Raw genomic sequence first — 24,141 nt, forward strand, 5'->3', positions numbered from 1 at the left:
TCACGCTGCGGCCTGTAGTGCCTGCTCCCGCTCGATGTACTCGTGCAGGATCGCCACCAGATAAGGGTTGTGATGCACTTGGAGCGCGAGCGCGTCGGCGCCCCAATGCTGCCGGCGCAGCCAGTCGATAACGACCGGCTGCTGTTGCTCGAAACGCTCGGCCAGGGTCATGCCTGCACCCCCTTCATCCGTCGCATGTCCAGCAGGTCGCCGAGGCACGCGGCCCGCTGCGATGCCGCGAAGGCGTCGAGCAGGGCCACGCGCACCTCTCGGCGCACGTGCACGTCGTGCGCGTCGAGGATGCCGGCCTTGATGGCCAGCCCCTCGCACTGCTCGACCAGCGCAATGGTCTTGTCGGTGGTCATGCCAGCACCTCCTCGACGATGGCGAGCAGGGCCAGCGCGGCGGTAAGCAGCTCAAAGGTCAGCGGGATCATTTCAGTTTCCCCTTCTGGCGAAGGCTGCGCGCCTGCTTGGCGAACTTGAGGATGGTCTGCGGGTCGTCGCCCAGGCCGGTCTGCTCGATGATCTGCGCCACGCGCGGATCGCGCATCACCAGCTTGCGAGCGTCGGCGAGTGCGCGATCTGCATCCTTGCCGAACTCGCGCACCAGCAGCTTCGACGCCTCGGCGCGGGCCTGGCCGACGTCGAGCGGGTTGGCCTCGATCTGGCGGATGCGGTTGTTCAGCTCGCTCACGTCGTTGTTGCCGAAGCCCAGGTCGGCGGTCATCCGGCGCAGCTCGTGGGCGACGGCGACGCGCTGCTCCTGGGGCATGTCCGGCACGCTGTCGAATGCGTTCTCGGAAATGGCCGTGATCTGCTTTTCAGGCGGGTACATGCGAAGCGCGGGGTCTTCGGCCCGTGCCTGCTCGCGCATGGCTTGTATATCTGCCGGCACCTCGACCAGCGGCGCAGCCGGGGCGGTCTTGGCCTCGGACTTCGCCTCCGCCATGCTCGGAAACATGTTGGCGAACGGGTCGTCGTTGTCGTCGCGCTCGGCCTTCACCGGTTGGTTCAGCAAGCCCAGCTCCTCGCGCACCTGGGTTTCGGTTGCCGAGTGCTCGGATTCCCATTTCTCGTACATGGCTCAGTTCTCCTCGCCGCTGGCGTCGGTGTCGGTCTCGGTGCCGGCGTCGGCTTCCGGTGCAGGGCAAAGCAGGGTCGGCTCGGCGTCGTGCAACGGCGCAGCGCCGGCCAGGATCATCAGGTCGTAAAGGTCGGTCATGGTCAGGCTCCGTAGGACTCGCCCAGCACCAGGGCGGCGGTGATGGTGTAGGTCGGGGCGTCGCCGCTCAGCGTGTAGCTCAGGCGGGCGAACTTGCGCATCGGGAGGCCTTCGAGCGGCAGGCCGAACACTCGGCGCGCTGCCGGCTTGTTCACCGTCACCACGTCGGCGAAGGTCACGCCGTCGGCGCTGTCCTGCAGAGTCACGGCCAGGCTCGGGGCGGTGTCGCCGACTTCGAGCACGGTGTCGGTTTCCTCGATGACGGTAACGTGCAGCGCGAGGCTTTCGCCTGCCGGTGCGGCTTGGGGCGCCTCGATGGTGTTGGTGCTGGTGCCGCTGGCAATGAGCTGCTGGCGGTCGGAGAAGGTCAGTCCGTGGTCAAGGATCATCGAGTCATACTCCGCGCAGTTGGGCGTCAAGGTGTGCCAGCAGCTTGTCCTGGCGATAGTTCAGGCATTCAGCAAGAGGTTTCGCCTCAGCGCGCTTGAACATCCCCAAGGGGTCCGGTCGGCCCTCTGCCAAGGCGTCGCCGACATGCGCTGCGACCAGGGCCACTCCGAGAGAGTGATCTATGCCCGCGCGCGCCAGCGAAGCGGTCTGGTGCAGCTTCTGCAGGCGGAAGCGGTCATCCTTGTCAGTGATCGACTTGGTGCAGTCGTGCGCGGCGCGGCTGATCTGCGCGGACAGGTCATTGAACTCGGCCAGTTGCTTGCCCAGCACTGCGATGGTTTTGTCGATTTGGCCCGCAACCGCTTCGCGCTTGACGCACAAGCCTTTGGCCCGCTCGCGGGCCTCGACTGCGAAACTAAGACGCGCCGCTTCGGCGTCCTGGGCGTCCTTCACGTGGGCGCCACTGATAGCCGCCTCGAACAGCGCCAGGCGCTTCTGCAGGGCCTCAATACGGGCGACCGATGCCTCGACGGCCTCGATCAGATCCGGGTCGGTGGGGTCCGCGACGAGCTGCAGGGCGCGCTGGGCGTGGTCGATCCTTTGCTTGTCCAGCTCGGCCAGCAGCTCGCGCTGCTGTTGTCTGATTTGTTGAACGTGTGCGGTCATGTCTATCGCTCTCTGCTGGGACTGGTTACTGGTTGTCGGGTTGCTGTACCGGGCGCGAGTTAAGCCAGGCCTCGACGTCCTTCTCGCGGAACGCGATCCGGCGCGGAGAAAGGATCAAAGGCGCCGCGAACTCGCCGCGCTGGACCAGCCGGCGCACCGTCGATTCGTGCAGTCCGACCGCTTCGGCGGCTTCGGAGAAGGTAAGGAGCTTGATGGTTGCCATTCGCTAGTTCCTGAGTGCTAGTAATCACCCGTACAGGCTAAAGGCTGCTCAAGGAGTCACGTGCACCGCTGGAGGCCGCGCCATTCGGGGCTTCCAGAAAAGCGCACCAAGAAATGCGCCAGGGCGGGTCAGTGAATTACCGGCGCGCCGGGGCGGCGGACTTGACGGTAAAGAATCCAGCCGGATCGCTGAATGTCGCGCCGCTGCTGGGCGCACCGAGTCCGGTTAATGATTGGTAAGCAATGATTCGGATAGGCAGCGATAGGAAATGAGCGATTGGCGGGAGCCGTTACGCTGGCGGCATCCTCACGCTACCGGCAGCCGCGTGCGGCGAAGCAATTGGTTATTTTTTGACCAACTGCGTTTTCCGCAGAAATGTGCAGACTGCCCGTTGCGACGCGCTTCGCTTTCGCGCGGTGCTGGCGGCGCTCGAACCTGAGATTTTCTGCAATCCGCCCTGTTCCGGTGGTTGCGGTTACAGCGGTTACGCTGGTTACGCTGATTCCATAAAGCCCAGCTAAAAGAAAAAAGAGAATTTCTTTCCAGGCTCCGATATAAAACCAGCGTAACCGCTGTAACCACTGTAACCGCACGCCATCCGCACACAGCAAAAGGCCGCCATCCCTGGCGGCCCCGATGCCCTCTGCAAACTGCCGACGCCCTTACGCCTTGTCGGCCACCAGATCCAGTAGGTAGTCCCGCGCGCAGTGCATATCGAGGGGGTCCAACTCGACCTTGGCCAACTCCCCCCGGATTGCTGCCGGGTCCGCCTCGGCCTTCCACCGCCCTTTGTTCCGCACCGCCGACACGCGCACGGCCTTGCCGTTGACCTTCACCGGCTTGGGTAGCGCCTCGATGCCGAACTGCTCCAGGGTCCGGCGATGCGCGGACGAGACCGAGCCGTCCGACTGGCCCGTCAACACCTCGAACAGTTGCGCCGCAGTGATGACGTCGGCGGGCCAGTGGTCAATTAGCATCTGGCACGCCTCGGCCATCGGCGACTGGCTGGCTTTCGTCGCGGCTTTCTTCGCCTCGGTGTTCGCGGCGTGCGCGCCGGGGTTGAAGCGGCTCAGGTCACGACTGCCAAGGAACGCAGCCACGGCGGCGATGAACTGCGGCGACTTCAAAGCGGCGTACAGCTTGGCGTAGTAGTCCGCGCCCCTCGGTGCGGCTTCGGTCGCCACGACCTCGACGCGCCGGTCGCCACTCTCCAGCGGGATCGCCGACAGGTGATTCGAGAACATCAGCCAGCGGCAAGCGTTGAACTCAACGGACTGGCGCCCGAACTTCGGGTTGATGACGCGGGTTTCCTCAGTGATGGTGCTTTTCAGCTTCTCGCTGTGCTCCCACTGCGAATCCCGCCCGCCCTCGCGAATCTCGTCGACCACCGCCAGCACCTTGCGCGACAGGCGCCCGTTGAAACCGGTGCGCAGCATGCCGACCAGATCCAGGTTGACGGCCACGGCGCCGGCCCACACGCGAGCCAGTACCGACGACAGCCAGTTGCGGCCCATGCCGAAGTTCTTGGCGATGTGCAGCCATCCGGTGTGTGGTAGCTCGCCTGGGCGCTGCTCGATGTGGGCAAGCCAGTCGAGGAAGCGGTCAGCATCGGCGCCGAACAGGAAGTTGACGTGCTCGACGAACAGGTCCACGCCAGCCACCTGCAGGTCATCCACTGCCAGGCTACGGTCGAACGGGCGCCAAGTGTTGAGCGCCATGCGCCCCTCCGGGTCGGGCAGCACCAGCGCACCGCCAGCCTTGAACGTCCGGCACACGGCGGTCTTGCGCCGGGGTGATGCGCGCCACAACTCGCTCACCGCGACAATCTTGTCGGGCATTTTCTTGGTCTTGCCGTTGGCCAGTTCCTTGTCGGGCTGCGGGAAAGTCTCGACCGATGCGGCATGCGCTGCGGCCCAGTCGGCGAAGGCCAGGTCATAGTGCGGGTTGAACACGTCGGCCACGCGCGAGCCATCGGCCAGGAACACGAAGCGGTTGATCGCCGCCTCCAGCGTGACCAGCTCGGCCACGGGGATCTTGTGCTCGCCCTCGCCGATCTTCTCGTTCTCCCGCTTCTGGTACTCCCGCCGTTCGGCTTCCAGGGCGTCACGGCCACCCTCGAATCGGGCACGCTCGACAGCAGCCTCTGCGATGCGCTCGGCGCGCTCCGCATTGCGCTGGCGGATTGCCTCCTGCTCGGCCTTCTCCTCCTCGCTCGGCTCGGGCAGATCGTCGAAGTCGTCGCCCAGGTAGCCGATCGCATGCAGGAAGTCGCCGTCGGTGCGCCCCGCGCAGTGGTCGTGCTTGCAGACGAAATGCCCGCGCTCGAAGCTGCCCGTGCCTTTCAGGAAGTAGGTCGTTGAGGAAGGCCCCGTGTCGCTGGTGTGCTCAGCGTCGAAGGGGCAGCGGATGTGCAGTCCGGTACCGTCCGGGGTTTCGCCGCGCACCTCCCACTTCCCCAGCAGGTACTCGGCCAGGTCGTCGTGCTCGCCGGTACGCTCCAGCGGGTTGCGCCGCTTGCGTTGCGCACGCTCAGCAGCCGCCGCGAGGATCGCCGGCTCAATGTCCAGCTCTACCGAGTCGCTGCACAGGCCATGCACGAAGCCGCTGCGCACGGGCACCGGGTCGGAGACGCCGACTTGGAACACGGGGGCGCTGGTGTAGTGGACTTGGATTGAGTCGAATACCGACGTGTCAGCGGGAAGACCGACAGCCCCGGCCCACTCTTTCAGCTCGGCAGACGTGCGCGGCTCCGACAGCCAGAACCAAATATGTACCTTGAGCTTGCCGACATTCTTGCGCCAGCCAGCGCTGTTCGATAGCTGCCAGTGGTAGCTGGCGCAAAGGAACGGGTCGGGCAGGCTGCTCTGGATGAACTCCTCGACCGCCAGCGCCGGCTCGAGGATCGGATCGGCGGTGGTCGGCTCGAAGTCGTCTACCTCGATCAGCACCGAGTGCAGCGGCTGGTCGTCGAAATGCGTTTTCCGTCGCAGCACCTTGCCGCGCCTGTAGTCCTCCGGCGCGGTGCGTTCCTTCGCCAGCTCGTCGCCTACGTAGCGCCCGCGTATGACGCACGCATGCTTGTCGCGCTCCAGGCGCTGCAGCAATTCAGACAGCCCGAAAATGTCGCCCACCTCGACCGGCTCCAGGCTGAACTGCTTTCCGTCGCCGTAGGCGCTGATCTCGCCGTCGGCCAGCCAGGTTTTCGCCAGGTGCAGGTTGGAATGACGAAGAACCGCAAGGGTGTCGGACGTGCTCGCAGCTGGGCGGTTGCTCATTTCTTGTACAGCCGCCATACTGTCGACGCTTGTTCTCTCACCAAGCTGCTCTGCTGTATCGACGCCCGACGTGCTGGTCACACGTTGGGCGTTTTCATTTCCGGCGCTCATTCCTCACCCCCTTGCACCAGAGCAACCTGCACGGCAGGGAACAGCAGGCGGCGGCTGGCGAGTTTGCGGGGGCGAACGCCGTGATATGAGCCGGTCCGGCAAATGCGCTCGCGGACGGTTTCGGGCTTGACGCGGTTCAGCGCGGCGAACTCCGCGCAGGTCAGGCGGTATTCTTCGATGCCGCTGGTGATGTGCTCGATTTCCATTGTGTGACCTCGGGTCCGAAGTCACTGCGCGCAGAAATGAAAAAGGCGCAGTGACTTCTCACTGCGCCATCTGCCGGATGCACCCGGTATTCGCTGCGCCGGCCAGCCTCCCGTCGGATGGCGATCACGGCGGCGCAACTGGTGGCGATCCGGGACTTGAGCCACCCGGCCGGCTTTCTGCTGGGGCCATTTAACCAACCGCCAAAAGCAACGTCAAACATCTAGCCGGTTGTACGGATCAACGAAAAGGCCCGCGCGATGGCGGGCCTTCAGGGTGGATCGGCTGGACTATTTGTTCTGCAGCTTGCCGGCGGATTCTAGGGCCTGTTGCAGCAGATCCTGGGCAGCCCACATCGCGTTAAGCACTTCGTATTGGGCCAGGGTGCCCTCGGCCGCCCGGCACGCGCTGAGGACGGCCTGCGCTTGAAGCAAGCGGGCTACGAGGGCGTCCATTGCTTGCAGGTTCATGCCCGCACCTCCAGGGCCACACGCCCACGGCTGGACTTGCGCAGCGCCACGTCCGGCGCCGGGGTGGACTTGGCCGGCGCAGCCATACGCTCGTCGAGCCAAGCGTCGACCTCTGCTTCGAACCAGACGGCGCAGCGCGGCGTCAGCATGAAGTGCTGGGGGAACTCGCCGCGCTTCTCCAGGTTGTAGATGGTGGTGGCCGAAAGGCCGGTTTTCGCCAGGACTTCCGGGCGGCGGATCGTTCGCTTGATTGGTTGCATCGTGTCGTTCTCCGGTGCGGATAGGAATGGAACGACACGGATAGTTAGGCACAGGGCGATACAAAGTCGTCCGTGTGATTTGTTGCGCGTTCTGCAGGGGGCAAGAAAAAGGCCCGTACGCGGCGGGCCTACTCCTTCGGTTGCTTCCTTCGCTTCTGGCGAATGTGCTCGATCTTTCGCTTGAGCTGGTGCGGCTTAGCCTTGCCGACGTCCACCACCAAGTCGGCGATCTCGGCCAGCTCCGAGGCTGTTGCGCCGTCGCCGGCAAACTCCACCCAATCGGCCAGCTCCCGGTTGGTGTCGATCCGGCCTTCGAGGCCCAGCGCCATGCGGGCCTTTTCCGCGCGCCGATTCGCCGGAAGGTCCGACGGCAGCACCTTAGCCACAACCTGCACGGCCACTTCACGCGCCCAGGCGAGCGTCGTCGCGTCGTCCGCCCTGCCCTCGGCGATGGCTTGCCACAGCTCGGCCGCAGCCGTGGCGTCGCCTCGCATGGCCTCGCGTAGCAGCTCGGCGGGCGAGCGCATCACAGATCCCCGTCGATACCGTCGGCGGCTTCCATCGCCGCGATTCGGGCCTCGCTGATGATCGTCTTCGCGCTCTCGCCGCGCACCCACGCGTCGACCATATCGGCCCAGGCTTGCAGCATGACGCGGCGCTGGCCGGCGAACTGCGCCTTGTTGTAGATCGCCCGCACAGACTTCTGCTCGTGCGCCAGGCACTTCTCGATCCAGTCGGAATTGAAGCCCGCCTCGTGCAGCAGCGTCGAGCCGGTGCGCCGCAGGTCGTGGACGGTAAACGGCGGCATCGGGTCGCCGTCCTTCTCCAGCTTCTTGAGGGTCAGGGTAATGACTCGGTTCAGCGTGGCGTCGCTGATCGGCTGGTCCGTCTCATACCGACCGGGCAGCACGTAGGGGCTGCTCCCTGCCCACGCCTTGAGCGCGACCAGAAGGTCGATCATCTGCCGGCTCAGGTAGATGCGGTGCGCCCTGCCGGCCTTCATCCGCGCCGCTGGGATGGTCCAAACCGCGCCGGCGAAGTCGACCTCGTTCCACTTCGCATGGATGATCTCGCCCTTGCGGCACATCGTCAGCAGGATCGCGCGCAGCGCCAGCTTGAACATGGGCATAGTGCCGCCCAAGCCATCCAGCGCCACCAAGAAGCGGCGGATCTCGTCCGGCGCCAGTGCACGCTCGCGCGGCTTGAAGGTGGCGATGCTGGACGACTTGACCGCCTCGGCGGGGTTCTCTAGGTCCAGGCCGCGCCCGCTGGCGTGACGGTAAATCTGCTGGATGATTTCGCGGGCGTGCACCGCCGTGGCCGGCGCCCCTCGCCCCTTGATCTTGTCGCACAGGGCGATGACGTGCGACGGCTTGATCTCGTCCATTCGGCGCTTGCCCAGCTCGGCCAGCACGTCCCGGTCGAGGATGCTCTTGCGCATAGCTGCGGTGCTCTCGGCCAGGTCGGCGTCGCGCAGCCAGATACCGGCATGCGCCTCGAACGTGTCGATATCGCTGGTGGCCTTCTTCCCCTCGGCCTTCTGCTGGGCTGGAGAAATACCGTCATGCACCAGCTTGCGCGCCAGGGTCAGCTCCTCGCGCGCCTCGGCGAGCGACATAGCGTCCGCCCCGTAGCGCCCAATGGTCAGCGTCTCGCGCCGTCCGGCGATCCGGTAGTCGTACCGGAAGGTCACGGTGCCCTTGGGCGACACGACCACGTAAAGCCCTTCGCGGTCCGCCACCTTGTAAGCCTTCTCCCGGCCCTTAAGGCTCTTGAGTTTCGTATCCGTCAGCACGTTCGCGCCCTCTACCGTCACCGTTTACCGTCACTGGGGGCTGGCGGTAAAAATCCGGTCGGTGAGGTGTCGGCAGAAACCGCCGCCAGATCGACCGTCGCCAGCAAGTGTTTCCCGATGATAGTTAGTGAACGGCAGAAACACAAAGGCCCCTGTGTTTACAGGGGCCTCGGCGGGTTTTGCAAATGACGTTGAACGGTAAAAAACGCTACTGGATCATTCCCACTCGATAGTCGCCGGTGGCTTGCTCGACACGTCGTAGGTGACACGGGAGATGCCTTCGATCTCGTTGATGATGCGGTTGGAGACCTTCTCCAGCAGCTCGTAAGGCAGGTGCGCCCAGCGTGCGGTCATGAAGTCGATGGTTTCCACGGCGCGCAGCGCGACGACCCAGGCATAGCGGCGACCGTCGCCGACCACGCCGACCGATTTCACTGGTTGGAACACCACGAAGGCCTGGCTGGTCTTGTGGTACCAGTCGAAGTTGCGCAGCTCCTCGATGAAGATGTGGTCGGCGCGACGCAGCAGGTCGGCGTATTCCTTCTTCACCTCGCCGAGAATGCGCACACCCAGGCCCGGGCCCGGGAAGGGGTGACGGTAGACCATATCGTACGGCAGGCCGAGTTCGAGGCCGATCTTGCGCACCTCGTCCTTGAACAGCTCGCGCAGCGGCTCGACCAGCTTGAGGTTCATCTCTTCCGGCAGACCGCCGACGTTGTGGTGCGACTTGATCACATGGGCCTTGCCACTCTTGGCGCCGGCCGACTCGATCACGTCCGGGTAGATGGTACCCTGGGCGAGGAACTGGATGTTGTCCAGCTTGCTGGCCTCGGCATCGAACACGTCAATGAAGGTGCGGCCGATGATCTTGCGCTTCTTCTCCGGGTCCGCCTCGCCTTCGAGGTTGGCCAGGAACTGCGCTTCGGCATCGGCACGGATCACCTTGACGCCCATGTTCTCGGCGAACATGGCCATCACCTGATCGCCCTCGTGCAGGCGCAGCAGGCCGTTGTCGACGAACACGCAGGTCAGCTGGTCGCCGATGGCCCGATGCAGCAGCGCGGCGACCACCGAGGAATCGACGCCACCGGACAGGCCCAGCAGCACGTTGGCATTGCCGACCTGGGCACGCACCTGGGCGATGGCGTCCTCGACGATGTTGGACGGCGTCCACAGCGCTTCGCAGCCGCAGATTTCCAGGATGAAGCGCGACAGGATGCGACCGCCCTGGCGGGTGTGGGTCACTTCCGGATGGAACTGCACGCCGTAGTAGTGGCGGATTTCGTCACCGATGGCAGCGATCGGGCAGCTCGGCGTGCTGGCGATGATATGGAAACCGGCCGGAATCTCGGTGACCTTGTCACCGTGGCTCATCCACACGTCGAGGCCGAACACGCCATCGTCATCCATGTGGTCTTCGATGCCGTCGAACAGCTGCGACTTGCCGACCAGATCGACACGCGCGTAGCCAAACTCGCGCACATCCGAGCCCTGCACCTTGCCGCCCAGCTGCTCGGACATGGTCTGCATGCCGTAGCAGATGCCGAACAGCGGTACGCCGAGATCGAACACCGCTTGCGGCGCGCGGGGGCTGCCTTCTTCATGAACCGACTCAGGGCCACCGGCGAGGATGATGCCGCGCGGCGCGAAGGCGCGGATGTCGTCTTCGCTCATGTCCCACGGGTGCAGTTCGCAGTAGACGCCGATCTCGCGCACGCGGCGGGCGATCAGCTGGGTGTACTGGGAGCCGAAGTCGAGGATGAGAATGCGGTGGGCGTGGATATCAGGTTGAGCCATTTTCTTCACCTGGAGAAATGGCTGAAGGCTGAAGGCCGCAGGCCGAACGCAATCCGTTCAACCTGCAGCCGCCAGCCTCCAGCGAAGAGTTCGATTAACCGACGCGGTAGTTCGGCGCTTCCTTGGTGATCTGCACATCATGCACGTGCGACTCGGCCATGCCGGCACCGGTGATGCGGACGAACTGCGGCTTGCTGCGCATGTCGTCGATGGTGGCGCTGCCGGTGTAGCCCATGGAGGCGCGCAGGCCACCCATCAGCTGATGGATGATCGCAGCCAGAGCACCCTTGTACGGCACACGGCCTTCGATGCCTTCGGGCACGAGCTTTTCGGCCCCGGCGGAGGAGTCCTGGAAGTAACGATCCGAGGAACCCTGCGCCTGCGCCATGGCGCCCAGCGAGCCCATGCCGCGGTAGGCCTTGTAGGAGCGACCCTGGAACAGCTCGACCTCGCCCGGCGCCTCTTCGGTACCGGCAAACATCGAGCCCATCATCACCGCGTTGGCGCCGGCAACGATGGCCTTGGACAGGTCACCGGAGAAACGGATGCCGCCGTCGGCGATCATCGGCACGCCGGTGCCTTCCAGCGCGGCGGAGACATTGGCGATGGCGGAAATCTGCGGCACGCCGACGCCGGCGACGATGCGCGTGGTGCAGATCGAGCCCGGGCCGATACCGACCTTGACCGCGTCCGCACCAGCCTTGACCAGGTCCAGAGCCGCTTCGGCGGTGGCGATGTTGCCGCCGATCACCTGCACCTGCGGGAAGTTGTCCTTCACCCAACGCACGCGATCGAGCACGCCCTTGGAGTGTCCGTGGGCGGTATCCACCACCACCACGTCGACGCCAGCGGCGGCCAGCGCTTCGACGCGCTCGGCAGTGTCGGCGCCGGTGCCGACCGCTGCGCCAACGCGCAGACGGCCCTGGCCGTCCTTGGACGCCAGCGGATAGGTCTTGGCCTTCTCGATGTCACGGAAGGTCACCAGGCCACGCAGATTGAAGTTGCCGTCGACCACCAGCATCTTCTCGATGCGGTGCTCGTAGAGCTTGGTCTTGATCACTTCCAGACCGGTGCCTTCGAGCACGGTGACCAGCTTGTCCTTGGGAGTCATGATCGCCGCGACGGAATCACCGGCGTTCGGCGTGAAGCGCAGGTCGCGCCCGGTGACGATGCCTACCAGCTCCTTACCCGACACCACTGGGAAACCGGAGAAGCCCAGCTCATGCGCCTTGCGTTGCAGCTCGCTGATCTTGGTTTCCGGCGTCACGGTGACCGGGTCATGCACGATGGCCGTCTCGTGGCGCTTGACCTTGCGCACCTCGGCAGCCTGCTGCTCGATGCTCATGTTCTTGTGGATGATGCCGATGCCGCCTTCCTGCGCCATCGCGATGGCCAGGCGGGCCTCGGTGACGGTATCCATCGCTGCGGAAACCAGCGGAATGTTCAGCTCGATTTCGCGGGTCAGACGGGTCTTCAGGCTGACATCCTTCGGCAGAACCTCGGAATATCCCGGGATCAGGAGAACATCATCGAAAGTCAGGGCTTCTTGGCTGATACGCAGCATGGCGGGGGCTCCCAGGCGGGAAAAAGGAAGCGCGGCATTATACCCACGCACCCTCTCGCGCTCAACGTGGTTGTGCGGTCTGCTGCGCACGTTCCGGCGCGCCGCATCGACGAAGTGACCGAACGGTCACACCTGATCGATGACCAGCGCTACCTTGAACCCTAGCCGCTCGCCGAACTCTTCGAGGAATTCCTGACGAAACCCTGCCTCGCCCCAGCCGTTGAAGATGAATCCCAGGTTGGAGAACGCACACGCCGGAATGAACAGGAAACCGTTGATGTCGTCCTCGAAGCCACATTCGGGACAGGTGAAATTGTCGGTCTGCCCGGGCATCCACTCATCCAGACTCTCGAACAGCGCCTCGCCGATCTCCCGACGGCATTCCGGGCAGCCGGCTTCCTCGGCGAAATCGCGGGTCGGCGTGTAGATACAGCGCTTGGTCACCACCTCCAGGCCATTGACGGCCTCACCGAACGGCAGCCGCTCCGGGTACCGCACGACGCGGCGTGCGCCCGGCGCGATCGCATAGGCCATCCCACGGGCACCGCGACCGCAGGTGGTCGGCAGCGCCTCGACGATGCGCCGCTCGGCCAACCAGCGCAGGATCATCCGCGCACGGCCCTCATGCGCGGGAAAGCTGGAAATGCGCGGCACGACGATGGCTTGGCTATGACTCATGGAAGGCTCGGTCAGAAGGCGATGGGCGGCCGGGCAGCTTAATGCGCGGATCGCTCAGGTCAATCGCAGCCGGTCGCAGGGCGGCTGCTCCGGGCGTTTTCCCGTATCATCACCGCCATGCTCAAAGATCCCTTCGAACGCCTCAATCTCGATCGCGAAGTCCTCACCGTCAGCCAGCTCAACGGCCGAGCCCGGCTGCTGCTGGAGGACGTGTTCGCCCAGGTCTGGGTCGAAGGCGAGATATCCAACCTCGCCCGCCCGGCTTCCGGCCACATCTATTTCACCCTCAAGGACAAGAACGCCCAGGTGCGTTGCGCGCTGTTCCGCCAGAACGCCGCGCGGGTGCGCCAGGCCTTGCGTGACGGCCTGGCGGTGCGCGTGCGAGGCAAGGTGTCGCTGTTCGAAGGGCGCGGCGACTATCAGCTGATTCTCGACACGCTGGAGCCGGCCGGCGATGGCGCACTGCGTCTGGCCTTCGAGGCACTGAAGGAAAAGCTCGCCGGCGAAGGCTTGTTCGCTACCGAGCGCAAGGCCGCCCTGCCCGCCCATCCGCGGCGCATCGGCATCGTCAGCTCGCCGACCGGCGCGGTGATCCGCGACATCATCTCGGTGTTCAAACGCCGCGCACCGCAGGTCGAACTGACGCTGATTCCGACCGCCGTGCAGGGCCGCGAAGCCACCGGACAGATCGTTCGGGCGCTGCAACTGGCCGATGCGCAAGGTTTCGACGCGCTGATCCTGGCGCGTGGCGGCGGCTCGCTGGAAGACCTCTGGTGCTTCAACGAAGAAGCCGTGGCGCGCGCGGTGGACGCCTGCGTTACGCCAATCGTCAGCGCCGTGGGACATGAAACCGACGTATCGATCGCCGACTTCGTCGCTGACGTACGCGCCCCCACGCCTTCGGCAGCGGCCGAGCTGCTGGCGCCGAGCAGCGCCGACCTACAGCAGCGCCTGAGCGGTCTGCATCAGCGACTGCTGCTGCGCATGCGCGACCGCCTGCACCGTGACGCCATGCGCCTGGAGAGTCTGACTCGGCGCCTGCGCCATCCGGGCGAACGCCTGCAGCAGCAGGCCCAGCGCATCGACGACCTCGAACAACGCCTGCTGCGCGCCGTCGACCGTCGCCTGTGCGGCGGTCAGGAGCGCCTGGCGCGCCTGGAAACCCGCCTCGCCGCGCAGCATCCCGGGCGCACGCTGCACCTGCTGCGCCAGCGTCTCGAACACCTCTCCGACCGCCTGCCGCGCGCCATGCAGTCGGGCATGAAGGCCCGGCGCCAGCAGCTGCAGGGCTTGGCGCAGACACTGCAGATCGTCAGCCCGCTGGCCACCCTCGGCCGCGGCTACAGCATCCTGCTCGACGAGCGCGGTCAGGCGATTCGCAGCGCCAGCCAGACCCACGCCGGCCAGCGCCTGAAGGCGAAACTGGGCGAAGGCGAACTGGCGGTACGCGTGGAAGACAACCATCTGGAACCGGTGACGCTGCCGCTGCTCTGAACGCGCCAGCCGACCCAAGCCCGCGCCGCCTGAAACGAAAAAGCCAGCCTTGCGGCTGGCTCTGATCGAAGCTTCGGGGCGGTTTATGCCCCTGTGCGCTTTTCTGCTGCTCAGTCTTCGCGATAGCGACGCAGCTTGAGCTGCTTGCCACCCACGCGGGTGTCCTTGAGCTTGCCGAGCAGGCGCTCGAGACCTTCTTCCGGCAGTTCGACCAGGCTGAAGCTGTCGCGCACCTGGATGCGACCGATGGCTTCGCGGGCCAGGCCGCCCTCGTTGAGGATCGCACCGAGCAGGTTGCGCGCAGCGATGCCGTCACGCGCACCCAGCGGCGTGCGGCAACGCGCGCGGCCTTCGGCCAGCGGCATTGGCGCGCGACGCTCGCGATCACCACTACGCTCAGGACGGTCGGGGCGCTCGGAACGCTCACGCGGGCCACTACCCGGCACCAGCGGCTGCTCTTTTTCCACTTCGGCCAGCGTCAGCGCCTGGCCATTGGTGGCCTTGCGCAGCAGCGCAGCGGCGAGGGCACGCGGGCTGCAGCCTATATCGGCGACCAGCTTGTCGAGCAGTTCGCCATGCGTGGCTTCTGCATCGGCGACCAGCGGCGCGAGGCTGTTGGTGAGCTTCTTGATGCGCGCGTCCAACACCTGCTGGGCGTTGGGCAGACGAGCCTCGGCGACCTTCTGGTTGGTTACGCGCTCGATAACCTGCAGCATGCGGCGCTCACGCGGAGTGACCAGCAGCAGCGCGCGGCCTTCGCGACCGGCACGGCCGGTACGACCGATGCGGTGCACGTAGGATTCCGGATCGTAGGGCATGTCCACGTTGAACACATGGGTGATGCGCGCCACATCCAGGCCACGGGCGGCGACGTCGGTAGCCACGACGATGTCCAGACGGCCATCCTTGAGCGATTCGATAACGCGCTCACGCTGGTTCTGGGCGATGTCCCCATTCAGCGCGGCGGCCTTGTAGCCCTTGGCTTCCAGCGCGGCGGCCAGATCCAGAGTGGCCTGCTTGGTGCGCACGAAAGCGATCAGCGCGTCGAAATCCTCGACTTCCAGCAGGCGCAGCACGGCCTGGATCTTCTGGTCGGCGTGGACCATCAGGTGCGCCTGCTCGATGCGGGCGACGGTCTGGGTCTTGGCGGCGATCTTGATGTGCTGCGGCTCGCGCAGGTGCTTCTCGGCGATGGCGCGGATGGAATGCGGCAGCGTGGCGGAGAACAGCACGCTCTGGCGGCTTTCCGGCATGGCTTCGAAGATCACTTCCAGATCGTCCATGAAGCCGAGCTTGAGCATCTCGTCGGCTTCGTCGAGGACCAGGAAGCGGATGGTCGACAGCAGCTCGCTGTTACGGCTCAGGTGGTCGACCAGGCGGCCTGGAGTGGCGACGATGACCTGCGCGCCCTGGCGGATGGCCTTGAGCTGCGGGCCCATCGGGGCACCACCGTAGACGGCGACGACGCCAACACCGGGCATCTGCTTGGAATAGGTCTCGAACGCGGTGGCGACCTGCAGCGCCAGTTCGCGGGTCGGCGCGAGGATCAGCGCCTGCGGCTCGCGCTTGGCCGGATCGATCTTCGACAGGATCGGCAGCGCAAAGGCCGCGGTCTTGCCGGTGCCGGTCTGCGCCTGGCCGATCATGTCGTGGCCACCGAGGATCACCGGGATCGCCTGGGCCTGAATGGGGGAAGGTTCTTCGTAGCCGACTGCGCTGATGGCAGCCAGAACAGCGGAATGAATACCGAGTGCGGCAAAGCCGCCGATTTCCTGGGTCATGGGTCTTGTCTCTGATGCTCCGCAAGACCCATGTTCCGAAGCTGCGCATGCCGTGCAAAACCCGAAGGTCACCCTGGCAGCCTGGTCGGCGGGGTTGCGAAAACGTATGAATGATGAATCGTCAAGGATAGTCCGCTCGAAGCGGACAGCAGCCGAAGCAGCGCTTCGTGTGTTGCGGTACCTGAACGCAGGCTGGGTTTCAGCCGGCGCGTACTATACCGGAATTAGCTGAACCTGTGCGCGTATTTTGCATAGGTATCCACGATGGGCGATTGCAGGGCGAGCGTTGGGCACGGCGACGTCAGCCAGCCATGCCCCGGATTCGCTCGCGGCGCGTGACTCAGGCCGCCTCACTGTTGGCGGCGCTGACGCGGAAACGCCCGACCAGCTGATGCAACTTGCCGGCGGTCTGGCGCACGCGCGCCGCGCTGTCCTGCAGCACGCCGAAGGTCAGACCCATTTCGCTGGAGGCCTGGTCGACGCCGCGGATGGTCTGACCGTAATGCAGGCTGCGCTCGTTGAGCCCCTTGATGATCTCGAACATGCGCTCGACGGTCTGGTGCAGGTGCACATTCTCGGAGGTGGCCTGCTCGGTCAGACGCAGACTGCTGTCGACGTCCTGCACGCCGTCCTCCATGAAGGCAACCGCCTGGCGAGTCTCCTGTTGCAGGCTTTCCACCTGCGCGCGGATGTCTTGCGCAGCCCTGGCGGTACGCTGCGCCAGCGAGCGCACCTCACCGGCCACCACGGCGAAGCCCCGGCCGTGCTCGCCGGCGCGCGCCGCCTCGATGGCCGCATTCAGCGCCAGCAGGTTGGTCTGCGTGGTGATGTCACTGATCAAAGAAACGATCGCGTCGATCTCCCCCATGCGGCTGTCGAGCAGCTGCACACTCTGCGCGGAACGCTGCACCACGTCGCGGATCGATTCGGTGCCGAAGCGTACCCGCTCGAAACGCTCGCGGGCACGGCTGACTACCTCGTCCATAGCCGTCTTCATCTGCTCGGCCGTCATGGAGGCCTGCTGGATCTCGCCCAGCTGCTCTTCCACCAACAGCAACAGCTGATGGACGGACTCGGCGACACCGCTGGTCGTCTGCCCCGCCTCACTGCTGCGCGCCAGCATCAGCTCGTTGTCATGGCGCACATGCATGGATACCTGAATGACCTGGCCGACCACGCCATCCAGGCTGTCGATGAAGCTGTTGATCCAGCGCGCCATGTCGCCGCTTTCATCACGTGGCATCTGCGCCGTGTCGATGCGCTGGCGCAGGTTGCCTTCGCCCTCGGCCAGGGTACGGATCACATCGGTCATCTGCTGCATCCGCGCAGCCAGTCGACGCGGGCCGAACGCGGCGAATATCCAGGCGCCGAGCAACAGCAACAGACCGTTGAGCAGATAGAGCGCACTGGGCGACAGGCCGCTGAATGCCTGCAGCAAGCCGCCGACGGCGAACAGCGTGGTCACGGTGGACAGGTAGGTCTTCATCAGCCCGAAACTCAGCGAGCGGCGGCGGTAGACCTCTTCCAGATCGGCTTCGCACATCATGCCCCAGCGATCCGGCGAGCCCTGCAACTGGAAGGTCATGCCTTTGCCGATCACCGGTACATGGCGGTAATCGGCGTACCCCGGATAGGTGACAAACAGGTTGGCGCCCTTGGCGATGGTTTCCCGCACGCCTGGATGCAGCTGGCCGGTGGCCGGGTCGGTGAAGCGCAGCTCCAGCTCGGTGTGCGAGCGTACCTGCACCGTGCCCCAGGCGGTACGGATGCCGCCCTTGAGGTTATCGCCATGACTGAAGGTGGCATCCTCGAAGCGCGAGCGCGACAACGCCGTGCCGGGCTGGATGCGCCCATCGAAGCGCGACTGGACCATGAACAGGTAGTTGTCGCCGGACTCCGGGTAAATGTGCCCGGCTTCGCGCTGGATCAGATCGCCCAGTACATCGTTGGGAACACGCGCGCACAGACTGCCAACGGTTTTTCCGGCAACCGTCAGCGGCTGATAGAACATCAGCGTCACGGCATCGTGGAAGCGTGAACTGGTCGGGCCAAGGCGCAGCGTCAGCGCGTCCGTGTATGGCCCATGCAGAAACGGCTGGCGCAGCCCCTCGGCGACGGCGCGACTGTCCAGGTCCTGCTGACCGACGTGAGCACCGCAGGTCGAGGCAACCACCCGGCCCTGCAGATCGATCACGAACAACTCGGAGAGATCGACCATCTGCACGCGCTTGGCTTCGAGCAATGCGGTATCGGCGCGCAGCGCATCCGCACCGAGTGCGCCGGCCGCATCGCTCAACTGATCCCAGAGCGTCGCCACCCAGCTCTGCAACACCCGCGCCCGCGACTGGGCGATGCCCTCGAACACCTCTTCCACTGTCGCGACGCTGTGGCGATTGAGCCAGCATGACCAGCCCATGGCCAGCTTGCCCGTGCCGCCCAGCCAGGGCAGCCAACGGCGTTCGCGGGCGGACAATTGCATCAGAGGACTTTGAAGGTTGCTCACGGCTGGCTCCTTGCTGGCAGATATGCACTGGCAAAGTGCAATTACCGGACCAGCTCAAGCACGCGGGTTTCAGCCGTGAAACGGATAGTCGCGCACACAAAGAAAGCATGCACAACGCAAACGCCGCGACCGACGCACCACCAGGGAGCACTCAGCTTGCCGGGCGCAACGCCGCGATGAGGGAGTCGAGCGAGTAGCCCAGGCGCGGCTCGAGCGCGGCGGCACGCTCGCGCAAACCGGCGAAATCCAGTGTCTGCTCCAGATCGGCCGGCACCAGCAGAACCACGTTGCCCTCCTTTACCGAGCACTCCCAGTAGTGCCGATGAAACAGACCGCGCAGCAGCGCCGCACCCAGCGGTTTACCCTCATCGGTGCCCCACTGGTTGATGATCAGCCAACCGCCGGGGGCGAGCTTATGCTGGCACTGGCGCAGAAAATTCCACGCCAGGTGCGCCGCCGCCGGGCCGACATCGGTATACAGGTCGACGAAGATCAGATCGGCACTTTCCGCCGTTTCCAGCAGCTCGACCGCATCGCCGACGCGAATGTACAGCCGCGAATCGTTGCGCAGGCCGAGATAACGCATCGCCAGCTCCGGCACCGCCGGGCGCAGCTCGATGGCCTCGACATCCTCCAGCGGCAGGAACTCCAGGCAGGCCTGGGTCAGCGTTCCGGCGCCCAGACCGAGAAACAGCGCGGTTTCCGGCGCCGGATGACACAACGCGCCGATCAGCATGGCACGCGTGTAGTCGTACTCCAGCCAGCTGGGATCGGGGGTGAATACGCAGCTCTGCTCGACCGCCGCGCCGAACTCGAGGAAGCGGTAGTCGCCGACCTCGTATACCCGGATCAGGCCGAAATCATCCTGCACCTCGGCCAGCAGCCGTTCTTCGTCTTGCATTGCGCTCTCCCGCGGAAGGCGCGCATCTTAGCAGCCGATTGATGGTCGCTATCAGTCATCGGCCAGCGCTTGCGGTAACATCGCCGCACTTTTTCGCGAATGGATATCCACCCATGACCACCGCCTGGAGCCCGTCGAGCTGGCGTAGCAAACCGATTCAGCAACAACCCGATTACCCCGATGCCGATCACCTCGCCCGCGTCGAGCGCACCCTCGCCGGCCTGCCGCCGCTGGTGTTCGCCGGCGAGGCGCGCGAACTGCGACGCCAGTTCACCGAAGTCACCCAGGGTCGTGCGTTCCTTCTACAGGGCGGCGATTGTGCCGAGAGCTTCGCCGAGTTCTCCGCCACCAAGATCCGCGACACCTTCAAGGTGCTGCTGCAGATGGCCATCGTCATGACCTTCGCTGCCGGTTGCCCGGTGGTGAAAGTCGGCCGCATGGCCGGGCAGTTCGCCAAGCCGCGCTCGGCCGGCGACGAAACCATCGACGGCGTGACGCTGCCGGCCTATCGCGGCGATATCGTCAACGGCATCGGCTTCGACGAGAAGAGCCGCGTGCCGGACCCGGAGCGCCTGCTGCAGGCCTACCACCAATCCACCGCCAGCCTCAACCTGCTGCGCGCCTTCGCTCAGGGTGGCTTCGCCGATCTGCATCAGGTGCACCAGTGGAATCTGGACTTCATCGCCAACTCGCTGCTGGCCGAGAAGTATCACCAGCTCGGTGCGCGCATCGATGAAACGCTGCGCTTCATGCGTGCCTGCGGCCTGAGCGACGCCCCGCAACTGCGCGAAACCAGCTTCTTCACTGCTCACGAGGCGCTGCTGCTGAACTACGAGGAAGCCTTCGTGCGTCAGGACAGCCTCACCGGCGGCTGGTACGACTGCTCGGCGCACATGCTGTGGATCGGTGACCGCACCCGCCAGCTCGACGGCGCGCATGTGGAGTTCCTGCGCGGTGTTGGCAACCCGATCGGGGTCAAGGTCGGCCCGAGCATGGACAGCGAAGATCTGATCCGCCTGATCGATATCCTCAACCCGCAGAACGACCCCGGCCGCCTCAATCTCATCGTGCGCATGGGCGCCGACAAGGTCGAAGCCGGCCTGCCGCGCCTGATCCGCGCAGTGCAGCAAGAGGGACGACAGGTGCTGTGGAGCTGCGACCCCATGCACGGCAACACCATGAAGGCCTCAAGCGGCTACAAGACCCGCGATTTCGAGCGGGTACTGGCAGAGGTTCGGCAGTTCTTCGACGTGCATCGCGCCGAGGGCAGCTACCCGGGCGGCATCCACATCGAGATGACCGGACAGAACGTCACCGAGTGCCTCGGCGGCTCGCGCGCGATCACCGAAGCCGGGCTCAGCGACCGTTACCACACCCACTGCGATCCGCGACTGAATGCCGACCAGTCGCTGGAGATGGCGTTCATGATTGCCGAGACGCTGAAACAGCTGCGTCCGCACTGACCGCGCGAACCCAATCGGTGCTCCGGCCCGACAGACCGCAGAAACGACAAAGCCCGGCACTTGGCCGGGCTTTTCGTTGCGAGTCCGCGAGGAGGCGATCAGGCCTTGACGCGGGACTTGTACTCGCCGGTGCGGGTATCGATCTCGATCGAGTCGCCGATTTCGCAGAAAGCGGAAACCTGCAGCTCGGCACCGTTCTTCAGACGGGCAGTCTTCATCACCTTGCCGGAGGTATCGCCACGAACCGACGGCTCGGTGTAGACGATTTCACGAACGATGGTGGTCGGCAGTTCGACCGAGATCACCTTGTCGTTGTAGAACACGGCTTCGCAGACGTCGGTCATGCCGTCTTCGATGAAGGTCATGACGCCTTCGAGGTCGGCCTTCTCGATCTCGTACTGGTTGAACTCGTCGTCCATGAAGACATACAGCGGATCGGCGAAGTAGGAGTAGGTCACTTCCTTGCGCTCGAGAATTACCGGCTCCAGCTTGTCATCGGCCTTGTATACGGTCTCGGTCGCCGAACCGTTGAGCAGGTTCTTCAGCTTCATCTTGACCACGGCACTGTTGCGGCCGGACTTGTTGAACTCGGCTTTCTGGATGACCCAGGGTGCGCCGTTGATGATGGCCACCTGGCCGGCACGGAACTCTTGTGCGGTTTTCATACGAACATCCGATAGGAATTAGAGACAAAAAACAGGCGGCGTATCATAGCCAATCTGTGTAAAAAAACACCAGCTTTCCAGCCAGATCGCCATTCGCCACCTGTTTGTGCAGCCAGGCCTCGGCATGCGCCAGCAGCGCCGGATACTCATCCAGCAGCGCGCTCCAGGCGGGTCCGGCGCCCTCCCCGGCGTTCCATGCCCGCCAGAAGTCCTGTAGCGCGCCGCGCGCGGTGGGCGCCAGATCGTGGCTGTACAGATCGAGGAAGGCATGTAGTTTGTCCCAGTGCGCATCGTCTTCCTGCGGATAGATGTGCCACACCAGCGGACGCCCCGCCCACTGCGCGCGAATGAACGACTCCTCGCCGCGCACCGCGTTGAAATCGCAGCTCCACAGCAGCAGGTCGTACTCGTCCTGAGTCATGAAGGGCACCACGGCGATCTGCAGCGCGCCACGCTGATGGCGCTCGCCCGGCCGCAGCGACGGTACGCCGAGCCATGCCGCGACATCCGCCAGCACGCGACCTTCGGGCACCAGCAGCTGGTTCGGCCGCGAATCGGCCGTCAGCGCATCGAGCCAGCCAGCTACGGCGGCATTCTCGTAGGCAAACAACGACAGCAGCCGCGCGCCGGGTTGCAACACCACACCCAGACTGGCAAGGAAATCCTCGCGGCGCGCCGGATCGGCCTGGAACGCTTCGCGGCGCGAAACGAGGTCCGCCTCGCGGATCAGCCCGCCGGTCCTCGCCTCGAAACCGGGGAAGAAAAAGTACTTCTGCAGCCCACTGGACTGCAGCGACGGCAATGCGTGGCAGCCGACGATCCAATCCTCGGCGCTGAGGTATTCCAGGTTCAGCCAAAGAATGCGCCGGCTGCTCGCGGCCATTGCATTTATATAGGCGCGTGGCAGCTCGCAGGCGAACGCCTCGATGACCACATCGGCCGGCTCGGCGCCGCCCCACTCGCGCGGCCAATGGCGCACATCGACACCCTCGTGCCACTGCTGCGCCGCGCTCACGCTGGTGCCAGGACACAGGCGGGCGAAGGTCTCCAGATCGTCGACCCAGAGCCGCACCCGCTGGCCATGCTCGGCGGCCAGCTGGCGCGCCAGGCGCCAGGTCACGCCGATATCGCCGTAGTTGTCCACCACGACACAGAAGATGTCCCAGGCAACTTTCACAGACAAACCGAACTCCTTCGAACGCAGGCTCGCCACCGTGCATGGCGCCCATTGCAAACCAATCGAGGCAGGATACGGATCATTGTCGGCCCTGCAAATCGGTCGCTGTTCTACCGCCGAGGCTAACGCCACGCACGCGGATGTCCGACACAACGGCCGTAATCAGACAGGAAGGTAAAGGAGGAAACTGCGAGAAGGCGTCATGGAGGTGAGCCCTGCCAGCCACACCCCGGCACACAATGTCACCGCTGCGGCTGCTCCCTTCCGGGCCTGACCGGGTTCACGGCTGATCGTTGCGGGAAGGCCTGAAAGCCTCGCCACTCCTGACTTCTAGCGTTTTCTGCTCGTCGCACGACTATCAATCGGAGACCACATTCTATAGCGCTGGCATGAGCCTTTGGGAGCGCTTTGGATCACCGTTTCGGATCACTTCTGGATCCCTTTTGGATCACTAGGCCACACCCCACCGGCCATTTTTTGCAAAAAATGCGAGCCCCTATCCATCGAGCCGTCCCACTCGATTCCCCCCGGTACCCACCCCTCCTCGCCTGAATAAACAGGGCACCCCCTCCCCATCAAACACGATGCTCAGGCTTCCCTGTCGACAGCTAGGGTGAGCCGGGGCACGACGACAACCCACGGGCCTCGATCTCACTTCCATGTGAACGAGTACCGCGCTCTGGCCAGAGGTCTCGATGGAAGGACAGATCAGCCCGCACGACCGCGAGATGGGTTCCCGTGCGTACTAAGGGGGTGGATCAGAAGGTGTACCTTCCGAGCCAGCTTAAGCCAAACGAAGCGCTGCGGCCTTCGACTGGATCAGAATTGTTGATTTTTTCCGATCCACGCAATAACATCTTGAGCCAGCCTTATGATCCACCTAGCGCTCAAGGAGCTATCAGCCATGACCGCCACCATCGCCTACGTCCGAGTCAGCACCGACGACCAAACAACCGAGGCCCAGCGCCACGCCATCAGCCAACGCTTCAATGTGAGCGAGTGGTTCTCCGATGAGGCAACCAGCGGTGCTACCAAGGCACTGCAACGGGAGGGCTTCAAGGCACTCCACGCCTATGCCAGGAAGGGAGACACGGTTGTCGTGGCAGCCATCGACCGCCTGGGCAGGGATACCATCGATGTGCTGGAGACAGTGGAAGCCCTGAAAGCCAAGGGCGTAACTGTGGTCTCGATGCGCGAAGGCTTCGACCTATCCAGCCCAGTCGGCAAGGCCATGCTCACTATGTTGGCTGCGGTAGCAGAGCTGGAGCGAGCCAATATCAAGGCCCGCCAGATGGCTGGGATCGAGCGAGCCAGGGCGCATGGCAAGAAGCTGGGCGCTCCGAAGGTGATCGATGATCAGGCCGTGGCTATCTGGAGGAAAGAGAACGAGGCCAGCATTGCAGATACCGCCAAGCACTGGGGGATCTCGACGGCTGCCGTGAAGCGGGCTTGCAGGGTGCTGCGAGTGCCACAAGCGGCAGCCGTGTAGACGAGGTTGTG

The 24,141-nt window shown here is 64.6% G+C and carries 24 protein-coding genes and 1 other RNA gene; 3 read left to right on the forward strand and 22 right to left on the reverse strand.

The window, feature by feature from the left end; genetic code table 11:
- The 16 genes from HU825_RS17425 to HU825_RS17500 form a co-directional block, all read right to left on the reverse strand.
- Positions 1-171, reverse strand: coding sequence for a hypothetical protein (locus HU825_RS17425; protein ID WP_180984401.1), 171 nt, complete (start codon positions 169-171; stop codon positions 1-3).
- The gene (locus HU825_RS17430; protein WP_102893965.1) at positions 168-365 is read right to left on the reverse strand and encodes a hypothetical protein; all 198 of its coding nucleotides are present in this window, start codon (positions 363-365) and stop codon (positions 168-170) included. The genes HU825_RS17425 and HU825_RS17430 overlap by 4 nt, the downstream gene beginning before the upstream one ends.
- A gap of 67 nt (positions 366-432) precedes the next feature.
- The gene (locus HU825_RS17435) at positions 433-1,083 is read right to left on the reverse strand and encodes a hypothetical protein (protein ID WP_102893964.1); all 651 of its coding nucleotides are present in this window, start codon (positions 1,081-1,083) and stop codon (positions 433-435) included.
- Positions 1,084-1,086: 3 nt separating this feature from the next.
- On the reverse strand, positions 1,087-1,224 hold the full coding sequence (locus tag HU825_RS17440; RefSeq protein WP_180984400.1) for a hypothetical protein: 138 nt from the start codon (positions 1,222-1,224) through the stop codon (positions 1,087-1,089).
- 2 nt (positions 1,225-1,226) lie between these two features.
- Positions 1,227-1,613 carry a hypothetical protein gene (locus tag HU825_RS17445; RefSeq protein ID WP_102893963.1) on the reverse strand — a complete coding sequence of 129 codons (387 nt, stop codon included), beginning with the start codon at positions 1,611-1,613 and terminating at the stop codon, positions 1,227-1,229.
- 4 nt (positions 1,614-1,617) lie between these two features.
- Entirely contained in the window at positions 1,618-2,280 is a 663-nt protein-coding gene (locus tag HU825_RS17450; protein WP_102893962.1) for a hypothetical protein, read from the reverse strand.
- A gap of 25 nt (positions 2,281-2,305) precedes the next feature.
- On the reverse strand, positions 2,306-2,503 hold the full coding sequence (locus HU825_RS17455; protein ID WP_102893961.1) for a helix-turn-helix transcriptional regulator: 198 nt from the start codon (positions 2,501-2,503) through the stop codon (positions 2,306-2,308).
- Between the two features lie 662 nt (positions 2,504-3,165).
- Positions 3,166-5,889, reverse strand: coding sequence for a primase-helicase family protein (locus HU825_RS17460; RefSeq protein WP_234302565.1), 2,724 nt, complete (start codon positions 5,887-5,889; stop codon positions 3,166-3,168).
- Positions 5,886-6,095, reverse strand: a complete 210-nt coding sequence (locus HU825_RS17465) for a hypothetical protein (RefSeq protein ID WP_102893959.1) — start codon at positions 6,093-6,095, stop codon at positions 5,886-5,888. Before HU825_RS17465 ends, HU825_RS17460 begins: the two co-directional genes overlap by 4 nt.
- 288 nt (positions 6,096-6,383) lie before the next feature.
- Positions 6,384-6,563, reverse strand: a complete 180-nt coding sequence (locus tag HU825_RS17470; RefSeq protein ID WP_102893958.1) for a hypothetical protein — start codon at positions 6,561-6,563, stop codon at positions 6,384-6,386.
- Entirely contained in the window at positions 6,560-6,823 is a 264-nt protein-coding gene (locus HU825_RS17475) for a helix-turn-helix transcriptional regulator (protein ID WP_102893957.1), read from the reverse strand. Before HU825_RS17475 ends, HU825_RS17470 begins: the two co-directional genes overlap by 4 nt.
- A gap of 128 nt (positions 6,824-6,951) precedes the next feature.
- Positions 6,952-7,350: a hypothetical protein gene (locus HU825_RS17480; protein ID WP_102893956.1), complete on the reverse strand. Its 399-nt coding sequence runs from the start codon at positions 7,348-7,350 to the stop codon at positions 6,952-6,954.
- Complete coding sequence (locus tag HU825_RS17485) at positions 7,350-8,618, reverse strand: tyrosine-type recombinase/integrase (protein WP_102893955.1); 1,269 nt, start codon at positions 8,616-8,618, stop codon at positions 7,350-7,352. The genes HU825_RS17480 and HU825_RS17485 overlap by 1 nt, the downstream gene beginning before the upstream one ends.
- A 216-nt stretch (positions 8,619-8,834) precedes the next feature.
- Positions 8,835-10,415, reverse strand: a complete 1,581-nt coding sequence (gene guaA / locus HU825_RS17490) for a glutamine-hydrolyzing GMP synthase (RefSeq protein ID WP_167137026.1) — start codon at positions 10,413-10,415, stop codon at positions 8,835-8,837.
- A 94-nt stretch (positions 10,416-10,509) separates the two neighbouring features.
- Complete coding sequence (gene guaB / locus HU825_RS17495; protein ID WP_043297273.1) at positions 10,510-11,979, reverse strand: IMP dehydrogenase; 1,470 nt, start codon at positions 11,977-11,979, stop codon at positions 10,510-10,512.
- Between the two features lie 126 nt (positions 11,980-12,105).
- Positions 12,106-12,657: a sugar ABC transporter ATPase gene (locus HU825_RS17500; protein ID WP_234302566.1), complete on the reverse strand. Its 552-nt coding sequence runs from the start codon at positions 12,655-12,657 to the stop codon at positions 12,106-12,108.
- 117 nt (positions 12,658-12,774) lie between these two features.
- On the opposite strand from HU825_RS17500, the gene xseA reads away from it, so the two are divergent.
- Positions 12,775-14,151 carry an exodeoxyribonuclease VII large subunit gene (gene xseA, locus HU825_RS17505; RefSeq protein ID WP_054093319.1) on the forward strand — a complete coding sequence of 459 codons (1,377 nt, stop codon included), beginning with the start codon at positions 12,775-12,777 and terminating at the stop codon, positions 14,149-14,151.
- A 110-nt stretch (positions 14,152-14,261) separates the two neighbouring features.
- Here xseA and HU825_RS17510 read toward each other — a convergent pair whose 3' ends face one another.
- The 3 genes from HU825_RS17510 to HU825_RS17520 all read right to left on the reverse strand — a co-directional run bounded on the left by HU825_RS17510 (position 14,262) and on the right by HU825_RS17520 (position 19,336).
- Positions 14,262-15,932: a DEAD/DEAH box helicase gene (locus HU825_RS17510; RefSeq protein WP_043297276.1), complete on the reverse strand. Its 1,671-nt coding sequence runs from the start codon at positions 15,930-15,932 to the stop codon at positions 14,262-14,264.
- Positions 15,933-16,272: 340 nt separating this feature from the next.
- Positions 16,273-18,411, reverse strand: a complete 2,139-nt coding sequence (locus HU825_RS17515) for a methyl-accepting chemotaxis protein (RefSeq protein WP_431978480.1) — start codon at positions 18,409-18,411, stop codon at positions 16,273-16,275.
- Positions 18,412-18,586: 175 nt separating this feature from the next.
- Complete coding sequence (locus HU825_RS17520) at positions 18,587-19,336, reverse strand: spermidine synthase (RefSeq protein WP_234302568.1); 750 nt, start codon at positions 19,334-19,336, stop codon at positions 18,587-18,589.
- Between the two features lie 113 nt (positions 19,337-19,449).
- Here HU825_RS17520 and HU825_RS17525 point away from each other — a divergent pair, with 113 nt between their 5' ends.
- The gene (locus HU825_RS17525) at positions 19,450-20,799 is read left to right on the forward strand and encodes a class II 3-deoxy-7-phosphoheptulonate synthase (protein WP_234302569.1); all 1,350 of its coding nucleotides are present in this window, start codon (positions 19,450-19,452) and stop codon (positions 20,797-20,799) included.
- Positions 20,800-20,897: 98 nt separating this feature from the next.
- Here HU825_RS17525 and efp read toward each other — a convergent pair whose 3' ends face one another.
- The 3 genes from efp to ffs all read right to left on the reverse strand — a co-directional run bounded on the left by efp (position 20,898) and on the right by ffs (position 22,951).
- Positions 20,898-21,464: an elongation factor P gene (gene efp / locus HU825_RS17530; protein ID WP_003289309.1), complete on the reverse strand. Its 567-nt coding sequence runs from the start codon at positions 21,462-21,464 to the stop codon at positions 20,898-20,900.
- Between the two features lie 43 nt (positions 21,465-21,507).
- Positions 21,508-22,647: an elongation factor P maturation arginine rhamnosyltransferase EarP gene (gene earP / locus HU825_RS17535; RefSeq protein WP_234302570.1), complete on the reverse strand. Its 1,140-nt coding sequence runs from the start codon at positions 22,645-22,647 to the stop codon at positions 21,508-21,510.
- Positions 22,648-22,854: 207 nt separating this feature from the next.
- An RNA gene (gene ffs / locus HU825_RS17540) (signal recognition particle sRNA small type) lies at positions 22,855-22,951 on the reverse strand.
- Positions 22,952-23,545: 594 nt separating this feature from the next.
- Between ffs and HU825_RS17545 the strand changes: the two genes are divergently transcribed.
- Positions 23,546-24,130 carry a recombinase family protein gene (locus tag HU825_RS17545; protein ID WP_234302571.1) on the forward strand — a complete coding sequence of 195 codons (585 nt, stop codon included), beginning with the start codon at positions 23,546-23,548 and terminating at the stop codon, positions 24,128-24,130.
- Positions 24,131-24,141: the final 11 nt, after the last annotated feature.

It is taken from the genome of Pseudomonas phenolilytica (assembly GCF_021432765.1).
In the GTDB taxonomy this organism is placed as follows: Bacteria; Pseudomonadota; Gammaproteobacteria; order Pseudomonadales; family Pseudomonadaceae; genus Stutzerimonas; species Stutzerimonas phenolilytica.

What these genes read in the sequence shown, in the direction of transcription:
- HU825_RS17425 (WP_180984401.1), bottom strand. Translation starts at nt 171, where the DNA reads ATGACCCTGGCCGAGCGTTTCGAGCAACAGCAGCCGGTCGTTATCGAC.
- HU825_RS17430 (WP_102893965.1), bottom strand. Translation starts at nt 365, where the DNA reads ATGACCACCGACAAGACCATTGCGCTGGTCGAGCAGTGCGAGGGGCTG.
- HU825_RS17435 (WP_102893964.1), bottom strand. Translation starts at nt 1,083, where the DNA reads ATGTACGAGAAATGGGAATCCGAGCACTCGGCAACCGAAACCCAGGTG.
- HU825_RS17440 (WP_180984400.1), bottom strand. Translation starts at nt 1,224, where the DNA reads ATGACCGACCTTTACGACCTGATGATCCTGGCCGGCGCTGCGCCGTTG.
- HU825_RS17445 (WP_102893963.1), bottom strand. Translation starts at nt 1,613, where the DNA reads ATGATCCTTGACCACGGACTGACCTTCTCCGACCGCCAGCAGCTCATT.
- HU825_RS17450 (WP_102893962.1), bottom strand. Translation starts at nt 2,280, where the DNA reads ATGACCGCACACGTTCAACAAATCAGACAACAGCAGCGCGAGCTGCTG.
- HU825_RS17455 (WP_102893961.1), bottom strand. Translation starts at nt 2,503, where the DNA reads ATGGCAACCATCAAGCTCCTTACCTTCTCCGAAGCCGCCGAAGCGGTC.
- HU825_RS17460 (WP_234302565.1), bottom strand. Translation starts at nt 5,889, where the DNA reads ATGAGCGCCGGAAATGAAAACGCCCAACGTGTGACCAGCACGTCGGGC.
- HU825_RS17465 (WP_102893959.1), bottom strand. Translation starts at nt 6,095, where the DNA reads ATGGAAATCGAGCACATCACCAGCGGCATCGAAGAATACCGCCTGACC.
- HU825_RS17470 (WP_102893958.1), bottom strand. Translation starts at nt 6,563, where the DNA reads ATGAACCTGCAAGCAATGGACGCCCTCGTAGCCCGCTTGCTTCAAGCG.
- HU825_RS17475 (WP_102893957.1), bottom strand. Translation starts at nt 6,823, where the DNA reads ATGCAACCAATCAAGCGAACGATCCGCCGCCCGGAAGTCCTGGCGAAA.
- HU825_RS17480 (WP_102893956.1), bottom strand. Translation starts at nt 7,350, where the DNA reads ATGCGCTCGCCCGCCGAGCTGCTACGCGAGGCCATGCGAGGCGACGCC.
- guaA (WP_167137026.1), bottom strand. Translation starts at nt 10,415, where the DNA reads ATGGCTCAACCTGATATCCACGCCCACCGCATTCTCATCCTCGACTTC.
- guaB (WP_043297273.1), bottom strand. Translation starts at nt 11,979, where the DNA reads ATGCTGCGTATCAGCCAAGAAGCCCTGACTTTCGATGATGTTCTCCTG.
- HU825_RS17500 (WP_234302566.1), bottom strand. Translation starts at nt 12,657, where the DNA reads ATGAGTCATAGCCAAGCCATCGTCGTGCCGCGCATTTCCAGCTTTCCC.
- xseA (WP_054093319.1), top strand. Translation starts at nt 12,775, where the DNA reads ATGCTCAAAGATCCCTTCGAACGCCTCAATCTCGATCGCGAAGTCCTC.
- HU825_RS17510 (WP_043297276.1), bottom strand. Translation starts at nt 15,932, where the DNA reads ATGACCCAGGAAATCGGCGGCTTTGCCGCACTCGGTATTCATTCCGCT.
- HU825_RS17515 (WP_431978480.1), bottom strand. Translation starts at nt 18,411, where the DNA reads ATGCAATTGTCCGCCCGCGAACGCCGTTGGCTGCCCTGGCTGGGCGGC.
- HU825_RS17520 (WP_234302568.1), bottom strand. Translation starts at nt 19,336, where the DNA reads ATGCAAGACGAAGAACGGCTGCTGGCCGAGGTGCAGGATGATTTCGGC.
- HU825_RS17525 (WP_234302569.1), top strand. Translation starts at nt 19,450, where the DNA reads ATGACCACCGCCTGGAGCCCGTCGAGCTGGCGTAGCAAACCGATTCAG.
- efp (WP_003289309.1), bottom strand. Translation starts at nt 21,464, where the DNA reads ATGAAAACCGCACAAGAGTTCCGTGCCGGCCAGGTGGCCATCATCAAC.
- HU825_RS17545 (WP_234302571.1), top strand. Translation starts at nt 23,546, where the DNA reads ATGACCGCCACCATCGCCTACGTCCGAGTCAGCACCGACGACCAAACA.